A 21,119-nucleotide genomic window follows, 5' to 3' on the forward strand; every position below is an offset into this window, starting at 1 on the left:
GTTTCACGCCGCGCGCGCGCTTTGATGAACAAGTCATGCTATTCACCACGTCATTAATCATACTTAATTGCGCTAACCTTTCGTATTTGCCGTCGCAAACCGTATAATCCATACTCTTGATTAGGTTTTGGGGTAGGGGTATCTATGCTGATGTTACTCAACTCGGCGCTGCAACAGCGTATTGATGCGGGCATCGCCGACAGGCCCGGCATACAGCAGATCACGCTACCCTGGACCCCCGGCGGCCATGTGCCGATGCTCGACTGGCTGCATGACGCCACGCTTTATCCCCAATTTTACTGGCAGCATCGCGACGGCGCGCAGGAAGCGGCGGCCAGCGGCGGCCTGCTGATCTTCGATCGCCTGAGCAAGGCGCAGGATTTTCTGGCGGCCCATAGCCCGGCCTGGCCGGAACTGCGCCTGTGGGGCATTAATGCCTTCGGTAGTGAAGATGATAACGGCGAGGATGGCGAGGATGAAAATGGCTGCGGCAACGACGATACGCCTGATGACGGCGCCGCCGAGCCGGAAAGCTGCCTGTTCTTGCCGCGCCTGACCTGGGAACGCGATGGGCAATCACACCGGCTGGTGCTGAACCTGGCAAGCGATGCTTCCCTGCGCGATGACGCCGCGCAGTGCCTTGCCTGGCTGCGGCAGGCCGCCCCCGCCATGCCCCTTATGCCCTGGTCGGCGCAGCCGCACGAAGAGGTGCATCAGCCGGAACACGCCTGCTGGCGTGAAATGATATCCCAGGCATTGGCCGCCGTCGGCCAGGGCGCATTAACCAAAGTGGTGCTGGCGCGCCGCACCCGGCTGGGCTTCAGGGGCCATCTTAACCCGCACGCCCTGATGGCGGCCAGCCGGCGGGTCAATCACGACTGCTATCACTATATGCTGGCCTGGTCGGCGCAGAGCTCGTTTTTAGGCTCAAGCCCCGAGCGGCTTTATCTGCGGCGCGGGGAGCGGCTGGATACCGAGGCTTTGGCCGGCACGGTCGCCAGCCAAAGCCCCTCGGCCAACGCCGGGCAACTGGCGCGCTGGCTGATGAACGATGATAAAAACCAGCGTGAAAACCTGCTGGTGGTCGACGATATCTGCCAGCGGCTACAGGCGGCGGTGGACACCTTCGACGTCATGCCGCCGGAAATCGTGCGGCTGCGCACCGTGCAGCATTTGCGCCGCGCCATTACCGCCCGCCTGAACAGCCGGGATGATGCCCGCTGTCTGTCCATGCTGCAGCCCACCGCCGCGGTGGCGGGGTTGCCGCGCGACGCCGCCCGGGCCTTTATCGCCCGCCATGAGCCGTTTGACCGGCAATGGTATGCGGGGTCGGCCGGTTATCTCTCGCGCGAGCGCACGGAATTCTGCGTTTCACTGCGCTGCGCGCTGGTAGAGCGGCAATCGCTTTGGCTTTATGCCGGGGCCGGCATCGTCGAGGGATCGGATGCGGATCGGGAATGGCAGGAAGTGAATAACAAGGCCGCCGGGCTGAGAACCCTGTTTACCGGCGATAAGGCCGCCGCGCCGAATTAAGGGGATCCGTGTCTATATCAATATCCCGCGGCCGAAACGAAATATAATGCCGGAGCCGCTATCGAACGGCATCCGCGCCGCCGGGGTTATCGTCGATAACGCAAGGGTCGCACCGCGTACTGACAGAAGGTTCCATGACTACATCCGTTGTGCCAGACATGTCTTCACAGTTTAACCGGCGCTGGGCCAGGCTATTGCTGGAAACCCTCACCCGCCATGGGGTGGGGCATATTTGCATTGCGCCCGGCTCCCGTTCCACCCCCTTGACCCTGGCGGCGGCGGAACATCCGTCCATCCTGTGCCACACCCATTTCGACGAACGCGGATTGGGGCATCTGGCCCTGGGCCTGGCCAAGGCGACGCGCCGGCCGGTGGCGGTTATCGTCACCTCCGGCACCGCGGCGGCCAATTTGTATCCGGCGGTGATCGAAGCCAGCCTGACCGGGGAGAAGCTTATCATGCTGACCGCCGACCGGCCGCCGGAGCTTATCGACTGCGGCGCCAACCAGGCCATCCGCCAGCCGGGCCTGTTTGCCGGTTTTTCCGCCCAGCGCGTGGATTTGCCGCGTCCGACGCCGGATATCCCGGCGCGCTGGCTGGTTTCCACCCTGGATCGGGCGCTGGCGGATCCGGCGCCGGGCGCGGTGCATATCAACTGCCCGTTCGCCGAACCGCTCTACGGCCCCGACGACAATGGCGACGATGCCTGGTCGCGCACGCTCGGCGACTGGTGGCAAGACGCCTGCCCCTGGCTGCGGCTGCCGCTTCCCGCCGCGCCCGCCGCCCAGCCGGACTGGGCGCGGCAGCGCGCGCGTAAAGGCGTGGTGATTGCCGGGCGCATTCCCTGCGAGCAGGGCGCCCGGCTGGCGGCATGGGCGGCCATGCTCGGCTGGCCGCTGATTGGCGATGTGCTATCGCAAACCGGCCAGCCACTGCCGTATGCCGATCTCTGGCTGGCCCATCCCGACGCGCGACAGGTGCTGAACCAGGCCGAGCTGGTGGTCCAGTTCGGAAGCGGCCTGACCGGTAAACGGTTGCTGCAATGGCAGGAACAGTGCCGGCCGGCGGAGTACTGGCTGGTTGATCCGCTGCCGGGCCGTCTCGATCCGGCCCATCACCGGGGAAGGCGCATCGCGGCCGCCATCGGCCCGTGGCTTGACGATCACCCGCCGCGGGCACAGGCCCCATGGGCGCCTGAACTGGCCGGACTGGCTTCGCTGGCGCGCGACCGCATCCGCGCGGCGCTTGCCGACGGACTGGGCGAGGCCCAGTTAGCCTGCCATCTTGAGAATCTGCTGCCCGAGGGCGGCGCGCTGTTCCTGGGCAATAGCCTGACCATACGACTGGTGGACGCGTTGGCGCAACTGCCGGCGGGTTATCCGGTGTACGGCAACCGCGGCGCCAGCGGCATCGACGGCCTGCTGGCCACCGCCGCCGGGGTGCAGCGCGCCGGCGACCGGCCGCTGCTGGCGCTGGTGGGCGACCTGTCGGCGCTGTACGACCTGAATGCCCTGGCGCTGTTTCGCCACACGACGGCGCCGGTGGTGATCGTGGTTATCAATAATAACGGCGGCCAGATATTTTCATTATTGCCGACGCCGGAAACGGTACGCGAGCAATTTTACGTGATGCCGCAGCAGGTGGATTTTCGCCACGCGGCGGCGCTGTTCGGCCTGGATTACGCGCGGCCGGAAAACGCCGGAGAATTACGCGACTGCGTCAATCTCGCCTGGCGCCGGCCGGGGGGCGGGGCGGCCACCTTGCTGGAGCTGCGGGTCCGGCCCCAGGAGGGCGCGGACGTCTTTCGCCAACTGGTGGCGGGGATGGACAGGCCATGAACCGGAACGTCCCTGTGCCGGATAATGCCGCCGGCACGCGGGCCGTTGCCCTGGAGCAGGGCGCCGGTTGGACGGCGCACAGCCTGCGCCGGGGCGATCCCGGCCGGCCGTGGCTGGTATGGCTGCACGGCCTGCTGGGCAGCGGCGACGATTGGTCGCCGGTATTGCCTTATTTTAGCGACTGGTCCCAGGCCACGCTTAACCTGCCGGGGCATGGCCGCACCCACCGCCCCGGCGCGGCAAATTCCGCGCGGCAAGGCGGCGCGTCGGCGCGCCCGCTGCGCCGCGAACCGGCGGTCGCGGACGGCGTCCCGGTCCAGGCGGCGCCGGCAGCGATGGCCGGCCTGGATTTCGCCGGGGTATCCGCCGGCCTTTCCCATACGCTGGCCGCGTTGGGCATCACCCGCTATATTCTTATCGGTTATTCCCTGGGCGGGCGCATTGCGCTCTACCATGCCTGCTTGGGCCACGGCGCCGCGCGCGCTGACGCAAGCGCGGCCGGCCCGGGAGGTCGGCATGGCGCCGCGGGGCCGGAGGGGCTGCTCGGCCTGTTTGTCGAAGGCGCCCATCCGGGCCTGTCGACCCGGCCCGAACGCGACGATCGCCTGCGCCATGATAGCCATTGGGCGCAGCGCTTTCGCCGCGAGCCGATTGCCGCGGTATTGGAAGACTGGTACCGCCAGCCGGTGTTCGGCGATTTATCCGACGACGCGCGCCGGGCGCTGGTTGCGCTGCGCGCCGCCAACCACGGCCCGGCGGTCGCCGGCATGCTCCAGGCCACGTCGCTGGCGCTTCAGCCCGATCTGGCGGCGCGGTTATCCGCGCTTGAGCTGCCGTTCGGGTATTTATGCGGATCGCAAGACGATAAATTTACCGCCCTGGCCCGCCGGGCGGCGTTTCCCCTGGCTCTGGTGTCCGGCGCCGGTCACAACGCCCACCGGGCCAATCCACCGGACTTTGCCGGTCAACTGCTTACCCTGCTAGCCCCGTTTCATTAAAGGAATGTTTATGCTTAAACCCAGCGAAGACCAGTGGTACGCCCCTATCGATTGGCGCGATTGCAGCGGCGATTTCGAGGACATACGCTACCATAAGTCCACCGACGGCATTGCCCGGATCACCATTAACCGCCCCCAGGTGCGCAACGCGTTCCGGCCGCTGACGGTAAAAGAAATGATCCAGGCCATGGCCGACGCCCGTTACGACGAAGGTATCGGCGTGATTATCCTGACCGGCGAAGGGGATAAGGCATTCTGTTCCGGCGGCGACCAGAAGGTGCGCGGCGACTACGGTGGTTATAAAGACGACAGCGGCGTGCATCATCTTAACGTGCTGGACTTCCAGCGCCAGATCCGCACCTGCCCGAAACCGGTGGTGGCGATGGTGGCGGGTTTCGCCATCGGCGGCGGCCATGTGCTGCATATGATGTGCGATCTGACCCTGGCGGCGGACAATGCGGTATTCGGCCAGACCGGCCCTAAGGTCGGTTCGTTCGACGGCGGCTGGGGCGCGGCCTATATGGCGCGGATCGTCGGCCAGAAAAAAGCCCGGGAAATCTGGTTTCTCTGCCGTCAGTACGATGCGCGGCAGGCGCTGGATATGGGCCTGGTCAATACCGTGGTGCCGTTGGCGGATCTGGAGAAAGAAACCGTGCGCTGGTGCCGGGAAATGCTGCAAAACAGCCCGATGGCGCTGCGCTGCCTGAAGGCGGCGCTGAATGCCGACTGCGACGGCCAGGCGGGGCTACAGGAGCTGGCGGGCAACGCCACCATGCTGTTTTATATGACGGAAGAGGGGCAGGAAGGGCGCAATGCGTTCGTCGAGAAACGCCGGCCCGACTTCAGTAAATTCAAGCGGAACCCCTGATGCGCCGCGCCACGATCTACCGTTATAGCCTGCCGATGGAGGCCGGCGTGGTGCTGCGCAACCAGCGCCTGAAAAGCCGTGACGGCCTGGTGGTGCGCCTGGAGCGCGACGGCCGTTATGGCGAAGGCGAAATCGCGCCGCTGCCGGGTTTCAGCCGCGAAACGCTGGCCGAGGCGGACGCGTCGGCGCAGGCTGCGCTGCGGCGCTGGGTCAACGGCGAAGACCCGCAGGAGGACGGCGGCGAACTGATATTCGCCTCCGCCTCCGCGGACGCGCCGGCGCCGCCGTCGGTGGCTTTCGGCATCAGCATGGCCCTGGCCGAGCTGGAGGGGGTTCTGCCTGACGCCACGCCTTATCGCACCGTGCCCCTATGCACCGGCGATCCCGATATGCTGATCCCTATGCTGGCGGCGCTGCCGGGCAGGAAGATTGCCAAGGTCAAGGTCGGCATGTATGAAGCGATCCGCGATGGCCTGATGGTCAATCTGCTGCTGGACGCGGTGCCGGACCTGCATTTGCGCCTGGATGCCAATCGGGCCTGGACACCGGCCAAGGCCGCGGGCTTTGCCCGCTATCTTAACCCGTCCCATATCGCCCGTATCGATTTTCTGGAAGAACCCTGCGCCACCCCCGCGCAATCACTGGCCTTCGCCCGGGACACCGGCATCGCCATTGCCTGGGACGAAAGCCTGCGCGAGCCGGGGTTCAATCTGTTCGCCCAGCCGGGTGTGGCGGCGGCGGTCATCAAACCCATGCTTACCGGCAGCCTGGCGCTTTGCCGCGCGCGGGTTGCCCAGGCGCACCGGGCGGGAATGGCGGCGGTCATCAGCTCCTCCGTTGAGTCCAGCCTGGGACTGACGCAGCTCGCGCGCCTGGCGGCCTGGCTAACGCCCGAGGTCCAGCCCGGCCTCGATACCCTGATGCTTATGCGCTCGCAGCTGATCCGCCCCTGGCCCGGCAGCCCGCTGCCGTTATTGACCGCCGGGCAATTAGCCCAAACCCGACTGGAGCCGGCTTAACATGAAGAAGCAGCCATGATAACGTTTGCCACCTGGCCCTGGCAGCATTGGGCGCGGCAGACGCCGCACAGTATCGCCCTGCGCGTGGACGACGCCGACTGGAGCTGGCGCAACCTGGTGATGCGCGTGGACCAATTGGCCGCCGACTGGCAGCGGGCGGGCGTCTTTGTGGGCTGCGGGGTGGCGCTGCGGGGTAAAAACAGCCTGGAGCTGCTGCTGGCCTATCTTGCCGCGCTGCAGTGCGGGGCGCGCGTCCTGCCGCTCAATCCGCTGCTGCCGGCGCAACCGCTGGCGGAGCGGCTGGCCACCCTGAACATAGAGTTCGGCTGGTGCGGGCGCGGCTTGCCCTGGCCAGGAAACATCGCGACGTTAACGATAAACGATGCCGCCGTCGCCGTCGCGCCGCACCTGTCATGGCAGGTCAACCGCCTGGCGACCCTGACCCTGACCTCAGGCTCCAGCGGCCTGCCCAAGGCGGCGGCCCACACCTACGCCGCGCACCTGGCCAGCGCCGCGGGCGTGACCCGGTTAATGGCTTTCCAGCACCGCCACCGCTGGCTGCTGTCGCTGCCGCTGTACCACGTTTCCGGCCAGGGTATCGTCTGGCGCGCCCTGGCGGTGGGCGCCACGCTTTCCCTGGCCCCGGACCAGCCGCTTGAACAGGCGCTGGCCGGATGCACCCACGCCTCGCTGGTGCCGACGCAGCTCTGGCGGCTGCTGCAAGACGACCCCGCGCAGCTCAGCCTGCGGGATGTGCTGCTGGGCGGCGCGATGATCCCGCCGGAACTGACGCGCAGGGCGGAAGCGCTCGGCGTGCGCTGCTGGTGCGGCTACGGCCTGACGGAGTTCGCCTCCACCGTCTGCGCCAAGCGCGCCGATGACTCGGGCGGCGTCGGCTTGCCCCTGGAGGGCCGCGAACTGCGGCTGGTGGACGGCGAGGTATGGCTGCGCGGCAGCAGCATGGCGTCGGGCTACTGGCAGCAGGGGCGGCTGATGCGGCTTGCCGATAGCGACGGCTGGTTTCATACCCGCGACGCCGGCCGGTTTGTCGACGGCGAACTGCATATCAGCGGCCGGCTGGATAATGTCTTTTTTTGCGGCGGCGAGGGCGTGCAGCCGGAGGATATCGAACGTATCCTGGGCGCGCACCCCGCCGTGCGCCAGTCGTTCGTGGTACCGGTGGATGACGGGGAATTCGGCCAGCGGCCGGTGGCGGTGCTGGACGCCGACGCGCCCTTTACCGAACTGCGCGCCTGGCTGGAGCCTCAATTGGCGCCATGGCAGCGGCCGGTGGCCTACCTTTCACTGGGCCAGGTGCTGCCCGACCGGCTATCCACCGGCGGCATAAAAATCGCGCGCGGCCAGCTTACCCGTCTGGCGCAGACGCATTTCGCGTTAAATCCCTAAAGAAAGGTTGTGTTTGTCGGTCCGGCTTTCTAAAGTGGCGGTATGAAGATGACAGGAGAGAAGTATGCTTAGGGTAGAAATGCTGTGCACCGGTGACGAAGTGCTGCATGGACAGATTCTCGATACCAATGCGGCTTGGCTTGCGAACTATTTGTTTGAGCAGGGGTTGCCGATGAGTGCGCGCATGACCGTGGGCGATAATCTCTCCGCCCTGGTGGCGGCGCTTACCGAGCGTAGCCTGCGCGCCGATATCATGATTGTCAACGGCGGCCTGGGGCCGACCAGCGACGACCTCAGCGCGCTGGCCGCCGCCACCGCCACCGGCGAGGAGCTGGTTGAGCATCCCGAATGGCTGGCGAAGATCCAGGCCTTTTTTGCCGAGCGCGGCCGGGTGATGGCGCCGAGCAACCGTAAGCAGGCCCAGATCCCCGCCAATGCCGAGATGATCGATAATCCGGTGGGCACCGCCTGCGGTTTTGCCCTGCAGCTCAACCGCTGCCTGATGTTTTTTACACCCGGCGTGCCGTCGGAGTTCAAGGTGATGGTCGAGCAGCAAATCGTGCCGCGCCTGCGCGAGCGGTTTGATCTGCCGGACCCGCCGCTGTGCCTGCGCCTGACCACCTTTGGCCGCGCCGAAAGCGAGCTGGCGAGCCAGCTTGACGACATGACGCTGCCGGAAGAGGTGGTGCTTGGCTACCGATCCTCCATGCCGATTATCGAATTGAAACTGACCGGCCCGGCCCATGAGCGCGACGCTATGGAACTGGCCTGGCAACAGGTCCGCGCGGTGGCCGGTGAAAGCGCCATTTTTGAAGGAACCGAGGATTTGCCGACCCAACTGGCGCAGCGCCTGCGGCAGCGCCCGCTGACCCTGGCGATCGGCGAACGGTTCACCGCCGGCCTGCTGACCTGGCAATGCCAGAGCGCGGGCATGCCGGTGCGCGGCGGCGAGTGGATAGACGCGCCGGGCATCGGCACCGAGGCGGTCTCTTCAGCCGACGGCGCCATAAGCGCCTCGAATCCCGCCCCGGCCGATGGCGAGCAGCCGCTCCTGCGACAGCTGGCGCAACAGGCGCAAGGGCTGGCGCAAAGGCACGGCGCCGATCTGGCGCTGGTGGTGGGCAATATGGAGCAGGATAATATCAGCCTGGCGCTGCACACGCCGGACGGCGGTTACGCGCAAACCGTGGTCTTTGCGGTAAGCATCCAGCGCCACGGCCTGAAAACCCGCCAGGAAATGGTGTCGCTGATGGCGCTGAATATGCTCAGGCGCTGGCTCAACGGCTGGCCGGTCTACGGCGAACACGGCTGGATACGCGTCGCCGAAACCCTGGCGTAAGCGCCGCGGGCGATAATCGGCATAACAGCGGGCCTCCGATCTGAAATGCGCATGACGTTAACGCCGGGATAGGGATACCCCGCTGCAATCCCGTTGGGCGGTTCAAGGCGTGGATTCAATCACGGTTGCGCAGGTGATGCGCACAGCCGCCCAACGAGGTAGTCGACGAAGCAACGCACCCGGGCCGGTGTATGCGCGCCGCCCACGAATACCGCATGGACCTCCTCACCATCGCCGGGGTTAAACGCTTCGAGGATAGGCACGAGCCTGCCTGCCTGGACAGCGTCTTCCACCGTCTCGGCGCAAACACGCGCGATCCCGATCCCTTCGAGGGCCAGCTGGCCTTCCGTATCGCCATTATTCGTTTCCACGCAGCCCTTGATCGGCAATGAATAATCGCGGCCGTCTTTGCGAAACGGCCACGTCGGCGCGGCTCGTTTGAAGTTGAAGCCAATACAATCGTGATGGTAGAGATCCTCCGGAACCGCCGGCGTGCCTCGACGTGCGAGATAGCCCGGAGACGCCACGATGACCTTATGGGTGGCGCCAAGCCGGCGGGCGGTAAGAAGTCCGTCGGGCAGCGGCCCCAGCCGTACCGCAACGTCCGCCTGGCCCGCGGCAATGTCCACGACGGCGTCGGTGGCGATGATTTCCAGCAGGATGCCGGGGTATTGCTGAATGAACTCGCGAAGAAGCGGTACGACGAACATTTTTCCGTACTGAAGCGAAAGGCAGATACGCAGGCGCCCCTTGGGGGAACTCTGATCCGCAATAGACTGCTCGGTTTCCCTCAGATCCGCAATGATCCGCCGGGCGGACGACAGATAAGTCACGCCCTCGGGCGTGAGTATCAGCGAACGCGTGGTTCGCAGCAGCAGGCGAACGCCAAGCCGAGCTTCGATGCGGTCAATGACCCGCGCTATTGAAGAAGGCGCCGCCTTTAGCCGGCGTCCAGCCGCCGAAAAACTACCTTCCTCGGCGACGAGCACGAAGATTTCCAGATCGCCGGCCAGAGCCATAAACACCACCTGTGCGTATAACGCAAAAGAATTGAGCAAATTCATAGCATAGACGAGCGCATTGCGAGCGTCTATCTTTGCATAAGAGTGTGCAATGCATTGAAACCGTGTCGATGCGGTTTGACGATCAACGCTATCTCAATTTTTATGCAACGTACGGCACCCATGAGGAGAAAATGATGGTTTCGCCTTACCAGATAAACATTCCTGAGCAGCGGCTCGCCGCGATCAGGGCAAAAGTCGAAGGGTATGACTGGAATTTGCTTGCGGATGCGGGAGGGTGGTCGGCGGGCGTCGGCATCGGCGACCTCAAACGGCTCGTCGCCTACTGGCGGGACAGCTATAAGTGGCGCGAGGTGGAGCGGCGCATCAACCAGCTCCCCAACTTCACGACGGTGATCGAAGGCGAGCATATCCATTTCGTCCATGTGAAGGGCGACGGGTCCAAGCCCCCCGTGCTCCTCCTCCACGGCTGGCCGGGCTCGTATCTTGAGTTCGAGCGGCTGCTGGCGCCTCTTGCCGCCGATGGGCACGATGTCGTCGTTCCCTCGCTCCCAGGTTTTGCCTTCTCGAACCCCATCACCGGCGTCATCGGGCCATGCCGGTCGGCCGATCTCATGCATGGGCTGATGACGCGCTTGTTCGGCCAGACACGCTACCTCGTCCAGGGCGGCGATTGGGGTGCGCATATCGCCAGCTGGATGGCGTACGCGCGGCCGGACGCAATGCTCGGTTTCCATATCAATATGGTGAGTATCTTCGCCGGGGATAGCGTTCCCACCACGTCCGAGGAAAAGGATTTGTTCTCCCGCCGCGACGCGATCCTCGATTGGGAGACGGGCTATAATCACGAGCAGGAGACGCGCCCGCAGACACTGGGCGTCGCGATGGCCGACAGCCCGGTCGGCGCGGCCGGCTGGATTCTCGAAAAATTTGGTAAATGGTCGGATTTGCCGACGACGGCTGACGGCGGTCCGGACATCTGGAGCAAATACTCGGAAGAGGAATTGCTCACCAATATCATGCTTTATATCGCGACGCCGGCGGCGGTCACGGCAATGTGGATTTACCATGGCAAGCGCCAGGAAGGCGCGGATCGGTTCCCGGCCGGAACCCGCATCCAGGCGCCGATGGGCGTCGCGGCGTTTCCCGATCCCGTCTTTCTGCCGACGCCGCGCTCGTTTGCCGAAAAGACCTACAATATTGTGCACTGGACGGACATGGAGAGGGGCGGCCATTTCGCCGCGCTGGAAGAGCCGGAGCTGATGTTGGCGGACCTGCGCGCCTTCATCGCCAAGGTGTCGGGAACGCAGTGCTAATGAGGTCCGAAATCGCCGTTTGCGAGACGCGCCCCACTTACGGCACAGGGCTTCAATGCCAGGCGCCGTCCCGATCGGATCGGCGCCGCCGCAACGGGGGCAAAACGTCTCGGCCAGCTCCAGATCGGTAGCGTGAGCGTCCTCGTGCGCGCCCATTACCTGCCGCTCTTTTCCCGGCCGGGTTTTTACGACCGCACGCTGCTGGACGCGGTGACAGCCGCAAAATCCTCCGCGTCCACATCATAACCCGACGGTTCCCAGCGAATCGTCAATAGCGCCGCCAGCCCGGCCAGCGGCGCGATGGCAATCACCCAGAATACGCCGGTATTCAGCAATGCCGCCAAGACCGGAAACAGGAACAACGAAACCGTGGAGCTGGCGCGCATCAGCGTCTGGTTGAAACCGACGCCCACGCCGCGTAGCGAGGTCGGATAACTTAACGACGCGAAGGTCATGCTGTGCGAACCGGGGCCGATACCCTGGCCGAACAAAAACAACGCCAGCATGCCGATGGCAAGTCCGGCGTGCAGCCCGTCCGCCGGCCGTCCAATCAGCCCCAGGCCGACCAGCGCCGCCAGTTGGAACGCATAGCCCAGCACCGTCATGTTCCACGCGCCGAAGCGCGGCACCCAGCGCACCGCAATCAGCCCGCCGACAAACGCGAACAGCAGGTTCAGCGCCAGCGACGCCAGGATGGTGGTCAGCATGGACTGCGCCAGGAAACTGCTGATGATAACCGGCAGGCCGAAAGCCACGGCGTTATAGGCAAAAGACGAGGCCACGGCGATAATCGTCGCCAATACGGTGCGCTTGAGGTAAATGCCTTTCAGCAGTTGGCCGTAGTTGCTAAAGCTTGCCCGGCGCGCGGGCGCGGCCGGCGCATGCCGGCCGGCGTTGGCCGCCACCTGGGCGTTAATGCCATAGGAGCGCCGCAGGATGCGCGCGGCGCCGGCCAGATCGCCCTGGTTGGCCGCCCATACCGGCGACTCGCTCATATAACGGCTGCGGATGGCGATGATAAACAAGGCCGGCACCGCGCCGAATCCCAGGATCAGACGCCACAGCCAATCGGTATACCCGGCGGGCAAAACGCCGTAAAGCACCAGCACCAGCAAATATGACACGCTGATGGCGGCATACCAGGTTGGGCACCACATGGCGATGCTGGCCGCTTTATTGCCCCGGCCCCGCAACCGGGAAAATTCCGCCAGGAAGGCCATGGCCACCGGCAAATCGATGCCGACGCCCAGGCCCATGACGAAGCGCGCCCCGGCCAGCACCCATTCATTGGGAGCAAAGGCGCAGGCCAGCGCGGCGATGACAAAAAAGAACATATCCGCCATAAACACCCGGTAGCGGCCTATTTTATCGGTCAGGTAACCGCCGAAAAACGCGCCGACGATAGCGCCGAAGGTGATGGCCGAGGCCACCATGCCGGCGCCGGCGGGCGTCAGGTGAAATTCGCGGGTAATGTCTTTTATTCCAAACGCCAGCGCGCCCAGATCGTAGGCATCAAGAAACACGCCGCCCAGCGCAATGCCGATGATGATCCCGGCATGATTGCGTTGTTGGCTGCCGGCGTTGACCAGGCGGGAGACATCGGCGGCGCTGTTGATGAAAAGCGCATCGCCGGCCGGCGCGTTATCGGCGTCAAGCGTCGCGACGTGGGCGTTAGTCAGGAGTTGAGACATGGATGGCTTGCTTATTAAAGAAAGGTAAAATGTAGGGGCAGCATAACCAGCGCTCGGCCGCAGGGAAAGGCCAAAAAGTTATATCTTAATGCCAAATAACAGGTTGCACGCCGATGGTGCGGCCCCATAAATAATCTGTCCGGCGGGTTCTCCGCCCTGGTCAACACATGTATATCGTTAATGTCGGCCAAGACGTTATAGATCATCAGAAATTGTCTGAGGGATATGTTACCGGTGGCCTCATATTTTCGCGGGGTGCTGTTAGGCACAGCTGATAAGGCGGCGAGCGCGTCGATGGACAGCTTGCGCGCTTTGCGCCTTTTTTTCAGGGTTGGCGGAGCAGTATAATTACAGTTCCAGCTCGATATCCTCAACCGGCAGGCAGCAGCAGGGCAGGATCTCGCCGGGCTGGATAAACGCCAGCGGGGTGTGGTGGTAGCGCACCTGTCCCCGCGCCAGGCGCAGGCGGCAGGCGCCGCAATAACCGGAACGGCACTGGGATTCCACCGGCACCTGATGGGCTTCCAGCGCGTCCAGCAGCGAGCCGTGGCGGCTCTCGCAGGTCAGCCGCGCGCCGTCAAGACGCAGCGTAATCATCGGCAAGGGCGTGGACACGGCGGTTTACAGCTCGAAGTCGCTGAGATCGCCGGCGTTGACCTCGGAGTCAATCTGGCCGACCAGGTACGAGCTGACCTCCACCTCCTGCGGCGCCACCTGGACGTTATCAGACACCAGCCAGGTATTGATCCAGGGGATGGGGTTGGAACGGGTGGCAAATGGCAGCTCAAGGCCCACCGCCTGCATGCGGATATTGGTAATATAATCCACATACTGGCACAGGATATCTTTGTTCAGTCCGATCATCGAGCCGTCGCGAAACAGATAGCTGGCCCACTCTTTTTCCTGCTCCGCCGCCAGTACGAACAGGTCATAGCAATCCTGCTGGCATTCTTTGGCGATCTCGGCCATTTCCGGGTCGTCCTCGCCGGAACGCAGCAGGTTCAGCATATGCTGGGTGCCGGTCAGGTGCAGCGCCTCGTCGCGGGCTATAAGGCGGATGATCTTGGCGTTGCCCTCCATCAGCTCGCGCTCGGCAAAGGCAAAGGAGCAGGCAAAACTGACGTAGAAACGCACCGCCTCCAGGGCGTTGACGCTCATCAGGCACAGATACAGCTTTTTCTTCAGCTCCCGCAGGCTGACCGTCACTTCCCGACCGTTCACCTGATGGGTGCCCACCCCGAGCAGATGGTAATACCCGGTCAGCTCGATCAGATCGTCGTAATAACCCGAGATATCCTTGGCCCGTTTGAGGATCTCCTCATTAGTGACGATATCATCGAACACCAGCGACGGGTCGTTGACGATATTGCGGATAATATGGGTATAGGAGCGTGAATGAATGGTTTCCGAAAAGGCCCAGGTCTCCACCCAGGTCTCCAGTTCGGGAATGGAGATAAGCGGCAGCAGCGCCACGTTGGGGCTGCGTCCCTGGATCGAGTCGAGCAGGGTCTGGTATTTCAGGTTGCTGATGAAAATATGCTTTTCATGCTCCGGCAGCGCCTGGAAATCGATGCGATCGCGAGATACGTCCACTTCTTCGGGCCGCCAGAAGAACGACAGCTGTTTTTCAATCAGTTTTTCGAAGATATCGTATTTTTGCTGGTCGTAACGCGCCACGTTGACATTCTGGCCGAAAAACATCGGCTCGAGCAACTGGTTGTTTTTGTTCTGTGAAAATGTGGTATAGGCCATGGTCTCTCCCGTTACCCACGGACGGCGCCGGCGCCGCCCGCGGCCAGTGTTAAATCTTACAGGCGCCGCTTTCGCAATCATCCGTCTCGGCCGCGGCCTGCATATCTTCCTGCGCGTCTTCCGCGCCATCACGGGTATTTTGGTAATACAGCGTCTTGACGCCGAATTTATACGCGGTCAGCAAATCTTTCAGCAACTGTTTCATCGGCACCTTCCCGGCGGGAAAACGCGACGGATCGTAATTGGTATTGGACGAAATCGCCTGATCGATGAATTTCTGCATCACCCCCACCAGATGCAGGTAACCGTCGTTGTTCGGCATTTCCCACAGCAGCTCATAGGCGTCCTTCAGCCGGTTGGACTCCGGCACCACCTGGCGCAGGATACCGTCCTTGGACGCCTTGATGCTGACATAGCCGCGCGGCGGCTCGATGCCGTTGGTGGCGTTGGAAATCTGCGACGACGTCTCCGAAGGCATCAGCGCCGACAGGGTCGAGTTACGCAGGCCGTGCCGCTGAATATCGGCGCGCAGGGTTTCCCAGTCATAATGCAGCGGCTCGCTGCATATGGCGTCGAGGTCTTTTTTATAGGTGTCGATAGGCAGGATGCCCTGGGAGTAGGTGGTTTCATTAAACCACGGACAGGCCCCGCGTTCTTGCGCCAGCTCGTTGGACGCCTTCAGCAGATAATACTGGATGGCTTCGAAGGTGCGGTGCGTCAGGTTATTGGCGCTGCCGTCGGAATAGCGCACGCCGTTCTTCGCCAGATAATAGGCGTAGTTGATCACCCCCACGCCCAGCGTGCGGCGGCCCATGGCGCCGCGCTGCGCGGCCGGTATCGGGTAGTCCTGGTAATCAAGCAGGGCGTCGAGGGCGCGCACCGCCAGGGTCGCCAGCTCCTGCAGGTCGTCCAGGCTGTCCAGCACGCCCAGGTTGAACGCCGACAGGGTACACAGCGCGATTTCACCGCTTTCGTCGTTAACGTCTTCCAGCGGCTTGGTCGGCAAGGCGATTTCCAGGCACAGGTTGGACTGGCGGATCGGCGCCACGGAAGCGTCGAACGGACTGTGGGTATTGCAATGGTCCACGTGCTGGATATAGATGCGGCCGGTGGAGGCGCGCTCCTGCATCATCAATGAAAACAGATCAACCGCCTTGACGCGCTGCTTGCGGATGCTGTCGTCCCGCTCATAGCGGGTATACAGCCGCTCGAACTCTTCCTGATCGGCAAAAAAGGCGTCGTACAGTCCCGGCACGTCGGAGGGGCTGAACAGGGTGATGTCCTCGCCCTTGACCAGGCGCTGATACATCAGCTTGTTGATCTGGACGCCGTAATCCATATGCCGCACGCGGTTGCCTTCCACCCCGCGGTTATTCTTCAACACCAGCAGGCTTTCCACCTCGAGATGCCACATCGGGTAAAACAGCGTGGCCGCGCCGCCGCGCACGCCGCCCTGGGAGCAGGACTTCACCGCGGTCTGGAAATGTTTATAAAACGGCACGCAGCCGGTATGGAAGGCTTCGCCGCCGCGGATCGGGCTGCCCAGCGCCCGGATACGGCCCGCGTTGATGCCGATGCCGGCGCGCTGGGACACATATTTCACGATGGCGCTGGAGGTGGCGTTAATGGAATCCAGGCTGTCGCCGCATTCAATCAGCACGCATGAGCTGAACTGGCGGGTCGGGGTGCGTACGCCGGACATGATGGGCGTGGGCAGCGAGATCTTGAAGGTGGATATGGCGTCGTAGAACCGCTTGACATAGTCCAGGCGGGTGGCGCGGTCATAGCCGGAGAACAGGCAGGCCGCCACCAGAATATACAGGAACTGCGCGCTTTCGTAGATCTGGCCGCTGACCCGGTTTTGCACCAGGTATTTACCTTCCAGCTGCTTCACCGCCGCGTAGGAAAAATTCATATCGCGCCAGTGGTCGATAAAACCGTCCATGCGCGCAAACTCGTCGGCGCTGTAATCCTCCAGCAGATGGCGGTCGTATTTGCCCATCTCCACCAGCCGGGTCACGTGATCGTAAAGCTTTGGCGGCTCAAACTGGCCGTAGGCTTTTTTACGCAGGTGGAATACCGCCAGGCGGGCGGCCAGGTATTGATAGTCCGGGGCATCGCGGGAGATCAAATCCGCCGCCGCCTTGATAATGGTTTCATGGATATCGGCGGTTTTGATGCCGTCGTAGAACTGGATATGGGATCGCAGCTCGACCTGGGAAACCGAGACGTTTTCCAGGCCTTTCGCCGCCCAGTCGATGACGCGGTGGATTTTGTCGAGGTTGATTTTTTCTTTAGTGCCGTCGCGTTTTGTTACAAGCAGACTCTGGTTCATAAGCCGCAATACCTGTCCGTGTGACCCCGTGCGTTACGCTCGCGCAAACGCGGAAATAGTGTTTTCCTTGGCGGTGAAACACTATATGTAGGGTTTTTCGTTAATTTGATAACAAGATAGTGACAAAACGCACTCATTGCAAGGGACTAAAACACCCGTTTTTGTGGATAACATGGGGGTGAAATGTTAACGGATTCGTTAAAGCGCTATTTCACCGGCGCTTAGCGCATGTCAATCGCGGCGAACAAAAAATTCAAATTGGGATTATTTGGCGTTTTATTAAACGAGGGGTAACGATTTACGCTACCCCCGCCGGTCAAACCGGGCGCCGCGTATGCAACATATAATTTACATCGACGTTGCCGCCAAGGGAAAACCTGTCGCGCAGCGGATTATAATGCAGCCCGATGATATGGCGCTCGCGCAGGGAAGTGCTTTCCAGCCAGGTCATCAATTCCGCCGGCTTGATAAATTTCCTGATGTCATGGGTGCCGCGCGGCACCATGCGCAGCAGGTACTCGGCGCCGACGATGGCCATTAGCCAGGACTTGGGGTTGCGGTTCAGGGTGGAGAAAAACACATCGCCGCCGGGTTTCACCAGCCGGGCGCAGGCGCGCACGATCGAGGCCGGGTCGGGCACGTGCTCCAGCATTTCCATGCAGGTGACCACATCGTAACCCTCCGGGTTGGCGGCGGCGTGATCCTCCACCGTTTGCTGGATGTAATCGATCTTGATACCGGTTTCCAACGCATGCAGCCGCGCCACCGCCAGCGGCTCGGTGCCCATGTCCAGGCCGGTGGCCCGCGCGCCTTCCCGCGCCATGCTTTCCGTCAGGATGCCGCCGCCGCAGCCGACGTCCAGCACGGTTTTGCCGAACAGGCCGCCGGCGCGTCCCAGGATATAGTCCAGGCGCAGCGGATTAATCCGGTGCAACGGCTTGAACTCGCCTTCCAGATCCCACCAACGCGAGGCGACGGCGTCAAATTTGGCAATTTCCTGCTGGTCGACATTGTCGTGGCGCGCCACGTCCCGAGTATTGCTGCTGACTTGCGGATTCATCACGCTCGCTCCCTTATCGCGTTGGTATTTGCGTTCACACAGGTGTTTCCCGGGTTTCATCTCCCCGCCTGCGGCAAGTATACCGCTAACCTCGCAACTGACCAGCGGCATTACCGGGGGAATCGCCGGCGCGCAGGTGCCCGGCCGCCGACTATTTTCCCTGAATCACCGATTTATGGTATACTTTGGCACCTTCAAATCCGGGTAGATGCATCAATTAGTAGAGGGATAGCGGCTGCATGAGCGACCTTGCCAGAGAAATAACACCGGTCAACATCGAAGAAGAGATGAAACGCTCTTATCTGGATTATGCCATGTCCGTCATTATCGGACGTGCGCTGCCGGATGTACGTGATGGACTGAAGCCGGTACACCGCCGCGTTTTATTCGCGATGAGCGTGCTTGGTAATGACTGGAATAAACCTTACAAAAAATCGGCCCGTGTGGTCGGGGACGTTATCGGTAAATATCACCCCCATGGTGATTCCGCGGTCTACGACACCATCGTGCGTATGGCCCAGCCGTTCTCGCTGCGTTACATGCTGGTGGATGGCCAGGGTAACTTCGGTTCCGTCGACGGCGACTCCGCCGCGGCGATGCGTTATACCGAAATCCGCATGTCGAAAATCGCCCATGAATTATTGGCGGACCTCGAAAAAGACACCGTGGACTATGTGCCGAACTACGACGGCACCGAGCAGATCCCCGAGGTCATGCCCACCAAGGTTCCCAACCTGCTGATCAATGGTTCCTCCGGTATCGCGGTCGGCATGGCCACCAATATTCCGCCGCATAACCTCACCGAGGTGATAAACGGCTGCCTGGCGTTTATCGACGATGAAAATATCAGCGTCGAAGGGCTGATGGAACACATTCCGGGGCCGGACTTCCCCACCGCCGCCATTATCAACGGCCGGCGCGGCATTGAAGACGCCTACCGCACCGGACGCGGCAAAATCCTGATCCGCGCCCGCGCGGAAGTGGAAGCGGACGCCAAAAGCGGCCGCGAAACCATTATCGTGCATGAAATTCCCTATCAGGTGAACAAAGCCCGCCTGATCGAGAAGATTGCCGAACTGGTCAAGGACAAACGTATCGAGGGCATTAGCGCCCTGCGCGACGAATCCGATAAAGACGGCATGCGCATCGTGATCGAAATCAAGCGCGACGCGGTGGGCGAGGTGGTGTTGAACAACCTCTACTCGCAGACGCAGCTGCAGGTGTCGTTCGGCATCAATATGGTGGCGCTGCACCAGGGCCAGCCGAAGATCATGGCCCTGAAGGATATCTTGTCCGCCTTTGTGCGCCACCGCCGTGAAGTGGTAACCCGCCGTACCATTTTTGAGCTGCGCAAGGCGCGCGACCGCGCCCATATCCTCGAAGCGCTGGCCGTGGCGCTGGCCAATATCGATCCGATCATCGAGCTAATCCGCAACGCGCAAAGCCCGGCGGAAGCCAAGGCCGGGCTGGTGGCCCGTTCCTGGGAGCTGGGCACCGTGGCGGCGATGCTCGAACGCGCCGGCGACGACGCCGCGCGGCCCGAATGGCTGGAGCCGGAGTACGGCATCCGCGACGGCCGGTATTACCTGACCGAGCAGCAGGCCCAGGCGATCCTGGATTTACGTCTGCAAAAGCTGACCGGCCTGGAGCACGAGAGGCTGCTCGACGAGTATAAAGAGCTGCTGGAACAGATCGCGGAACTGATTATCATCCTGGAAAACCCCGATCGGCTGATGGAAGTGATTCGCGAAGAGCTCAACGCGATGAAGGAACAGTACAACGACGCCCGCCGTACTGAAATCACCGCCAACACCTCCGATATCAACATCGAGGATCTGATCAACCAGGAAGACGTGGTGGTGACCCTGTCCCACCAGGGTTATGTCAAATACCAGCCCTTGACCGACTACGAAGCCCAACGGCGCGGCGGCAAAGGCAAATCGGCGGCGCGCATCAAGGAAGAGGACTTTATCGACCGGCTGCTGGTGGCCAACACCCATGACACCATCCTGCTGTTCTCCAGCCGTGGCCGCCTTTACTGGATGAAGGTGTACCAACTGCCGGAAGCCAGCCGCGGCGCCCGCGGCCGGCCGATCGTCAATCTGCTGCCCCTTGAGCCGAATGAACGCATCACCGCCATCCTGCCGGTGCGGGAATATGAGGAAGGCCGCCACGTGTTTATGGCGACCGCCAGCGGCACGGTGAAAAAGACCGCGCTGACCGAATTCAGCCGACCGCGCAGCGCCGGCATTATCGCCGTCAACCTCAACGAGGGCGATGAGCTGATAGGCGTCGATCTGACCGACGGCCAGAATGAAGTCATGCTGTTTTCCGCCTATGGTAAAGTGGTGCGCTTCCCGGAAGGGCAGGTGCGCTCGATGGGCCGTACCGCCACCGGCGTGCGCGGCATCAATCTGGCCGAGAAGGATCGGGTGGTGTCGCTTATCGTGCCGCGCGGCGACGGGCCGATTTTGACCGTTACCCAGCATGGCTACGGCAAACGCACCGCCCAGGCGGAATACCCCACCAAATCCCGTGCCACCCTCGGGGTGATCTCGATTAAGGTGAGCGAGCGCAACGGCGAGGTGGTCGGCGCGGTGCAGGTGACCGATACCGATCAGATCATGATGATCACCGATGCCGGCACGCTGGTGCGCACCCGGGTGTCCGAAGTCAGCATCGTCGGACGCAATACCCAGGGCGTTACGCTTATCCGCACCGCTGAAAACGAGCATGTGGTCGGGCTGCAGCGCGTGGCCGAGCCGGTTGACGATGAAGAGCTTGACAGCGTCGAAGGTCTGGCCGAAGGTGACGAGATCGAAGACGCCGTTATTGATGACCTCGACGACGAGGATACCGGCGTTGAAGACGATGACCAGGCGAACGGAGACGACGAACCCGACGCCTGATTGCCGCCGCCCGATGCCAGCAGAGCGTCGGG

General features: G+C 62.6%; 15 protein-coding genes. 9 read left to right on the forward strand and 6 right to left on the reverse strand.

Features of this window, described 5'->3' with window-relative positions:
• The first annotated feature begins 144 nt into the window (after positions 1-144).
• The 7 genes from VGC33_RS12370 to VGC33_RS12400 all read left to right on the forward strand — a co-directional run bounded on the left by VGC33_RS12370 (position 145) and on the right by VGC33_RS12400 (position 9,002).
• The gene (locus VGC33_RS12370) at positions 145-1,533 is read left to right on the forward strand and encodes an isochorismate synthase (protein ID WP_331121061.1); all 1,389 of its coding nucleotides are present in this window, start codon (positions 145-147) and stop codon (positions 1,531-1,533) included.
• Positions 1,534-1,691: 158 nt separating this feature from the next.
• Positions 1,692-3,371, forward strand: a complete 1,680-nt coding sequence (gene menD / locus VGC33_RS12375) for a 2-succinyl-5-enolpyruvyl-6-hydroxy-3-cyclohexene-1-carboxylic-acid synthase (protein WP_414636927.1) — start codon at positions 1,692-1,694, stop codon at positions 3,369-3,371.
• Positions 3,368-4,369 carry an alpha/beta fold hydrolase gene (locus tag VGC33_RS12380; protein ID WP_331121063.1) on the forward strand — a complete coding sequence of 334 codons (1,002 nt, stop codon included), beginning with the start codon at positions 3,368-3,370 and terminating at the stop codon, positions 4,367-4,369. Before menD ends, VGC33_RS12380 begins: the two co-directional genes overlap by 4 nt.
• Before the next feature lie 10 nt (positions 4,370-4,379).
• On the forward strand, positions 4,380-5,237 hold the full coding sequence (menB, locus tag VGC33_RS12385) for a 1,4-dihydroxy-2-naphthoyl-CoA synthase (protein ID WP_331121064.1): 858 nt from the start codon (positions 4,380-4,382) through the stop codon (positions 5,235-5,237).
• Positions 5,237-6,256, forward strand: a complete 1,020-nt coding sequence (gene menC, locus VGC33_RS12390) for an o-succinylbenzoate synthase (protein WP_331121065.1) — start codon at positions 5,237-5,239, stop codon at positions 6,254-6,256. Before menB ends, menC begins: the two co-directional genes overlap by 1 nt.
• A 15-nt stretch (positions 6,257-6,271) precedes the next feature.
• Positions 6,272-7,663 carry an o-succinylbenzoate--CoA ligase gene (gene menE / locus VGC33_RS12395; RefSeq protein WP_331121066.1) on the forward strand — a complete coding sequence of 464 codons (1,392 nt, stop codon included), beginning with the start codon at positions 6,272-6,274 and terminating at the stop codon, positions 7,661-7,663.
• A gap of 64 nt (positions 7,664-7,727) precedes the next feature.
• A complete protein-coding gene (locus tag VGC33_RS12400) occupies positions 7,728-9,002 on the forward strand; it encodes a nicotinamide mononucleotide deamidase-related protein YfaY (RefSeq protein WP_331121067.1) in 1,275 nt (424 codons plus the stop codon).
• 119 nt (positions 9,003-9,121) lie between these two features.
• Here VGC33_RS12400 and VGC33_RS12405 read toward each other — a convergent pair whose 3' ends face one another.
• Positions 9,122-10,021 carry a LysR family transcriptional regulator gene (locus VGC33_RS12405; RefSeq protein WP_331121068.1) on the reverse strand — a complete coding sequence of 300 codons (900 nt, stop codon included), beginning with the start codon at positions 10,019-10,021 and terminating at the stop codon, positions 9,122-9,124.
• Positions 10,022-10,134: 113 nt separating this feature from the next.
• On the opposite strand from VGC33_RS12405, the gene VGC33_RS12410 reads away from it, so the two are divergent.
• Positions 10,135-11,340: an epoxide hydrolase family protein gene (locus VGC33_RS12410; protein ID WP_331121069.1), complete on the forward strand. Its 1,206-nt coding sequence runs from the start codon at positions 10,135-10,137 to the stop codon at positions 11,338-11,340.
• A gap of 185 nt (positions 11,341-11,525) precedes the next feature.
• On the opposite strand, the gene VGC33_RS12415 is transcribed toward VGC33_RS12410, so the two are convergent.
• From VGC33_RS12415 to ubiG, 5 genes are all read right to left on the reverse strand, one after another.
• A complete protein-coding gene (locus VGC33_RS12415) occupies positions 11,526-13,031 on the reverse strand; it encodes an MFS transporter (protein ID WP_331121070.1) in 1,506 nt (501 codons plus the stop codon).
• 348 nt (positions 13,032-13,379) lie between these two features.
• Positions 13,380-13,628, reverse strand: coding sequence for a class I ribonucleotide reductase maintenance protein YfaE (yfaE, locus tag VGC33_RS12420; protein ID WP_331121120.1), 249 nt, complete (start codon positions 13,626-13,628; stop codon positions 13,380-13,382).
• Between the two features lie 24 nt (positions 13,629-13,652).
• Positions 13,653-14,783 carry a class Ia ribonucleoside-diphosphate reductase subunit beta gene (gene nrdB / locus VGC33_RS12425; RefSeq protein ID WP_331121071.1) on the reverse strand — a complete coding sequence of 377 codons (1,131 nt, stop codon included), beginning with the start codon at positions 14,781-14,783 and terminating at the stop codon, positions 13,653-13,655.
• 49 nt (positions 14,784-14,832) lie between these two features.
• On the reverse strand, positions 14,833-17,118 hold the full coding sequence (gene nrdA / locus VGC33_RS12430; RefSeq protein WP_331121072.1) for a class 1a ribonucleoside-diphosphate reductase subunit alpha: 2,286 nt from the start codon (positions 17,116-17,118) through the stop codon (positions 14,833-14,835).
• Positions 17,119-17,434: 316 nt separating this feature from the next.
• The gene (ubiG, locus tag VGC33_RS12435) at positions 17,435-18,178 is read right to left on the reverse strand and encodes a bifunctional 2-polyprenyl-6-hydroxyphenol methylase/3-demethylubiquinol 3-O-methyltransferase UbiG (RefSeq protein WP_331121121.1); all 744 of its coding nucleotides are present in this window, start codon (positions 18,176-18,178) and stop codon (positions 17,435-17,437) included.
• 239 nt (positions 18,179-18,417) lie between these two features.
• Here ubiG and gyrA point away from each other — a divergent pair, with 239 nt between their 5' ends.
• A complete protein-coding gene (gene gyrA / locus VGC33_RS12440; protein ID WP_331121073.1) occupies positions 18,418-21,087 on the forward strand; it encodes a DNA topoisomerase (ATP-hydrolyzing) subunit A in 2,670 nt (889 codons plus the stop codon).
• The last annotated feature ends 32 nt before the right edge of the window (positions 21,088-21,119 follow it).

The organism is Acerihabitans sp. (genome assembly GCF_036398755.1).
Taxonomy (GTDB): domain Bacteria; phylum Pseudomonadota; class Gammaproteobacteria; order Enterobacterales; family Enterobacteriaceae; genus Acerihabitans.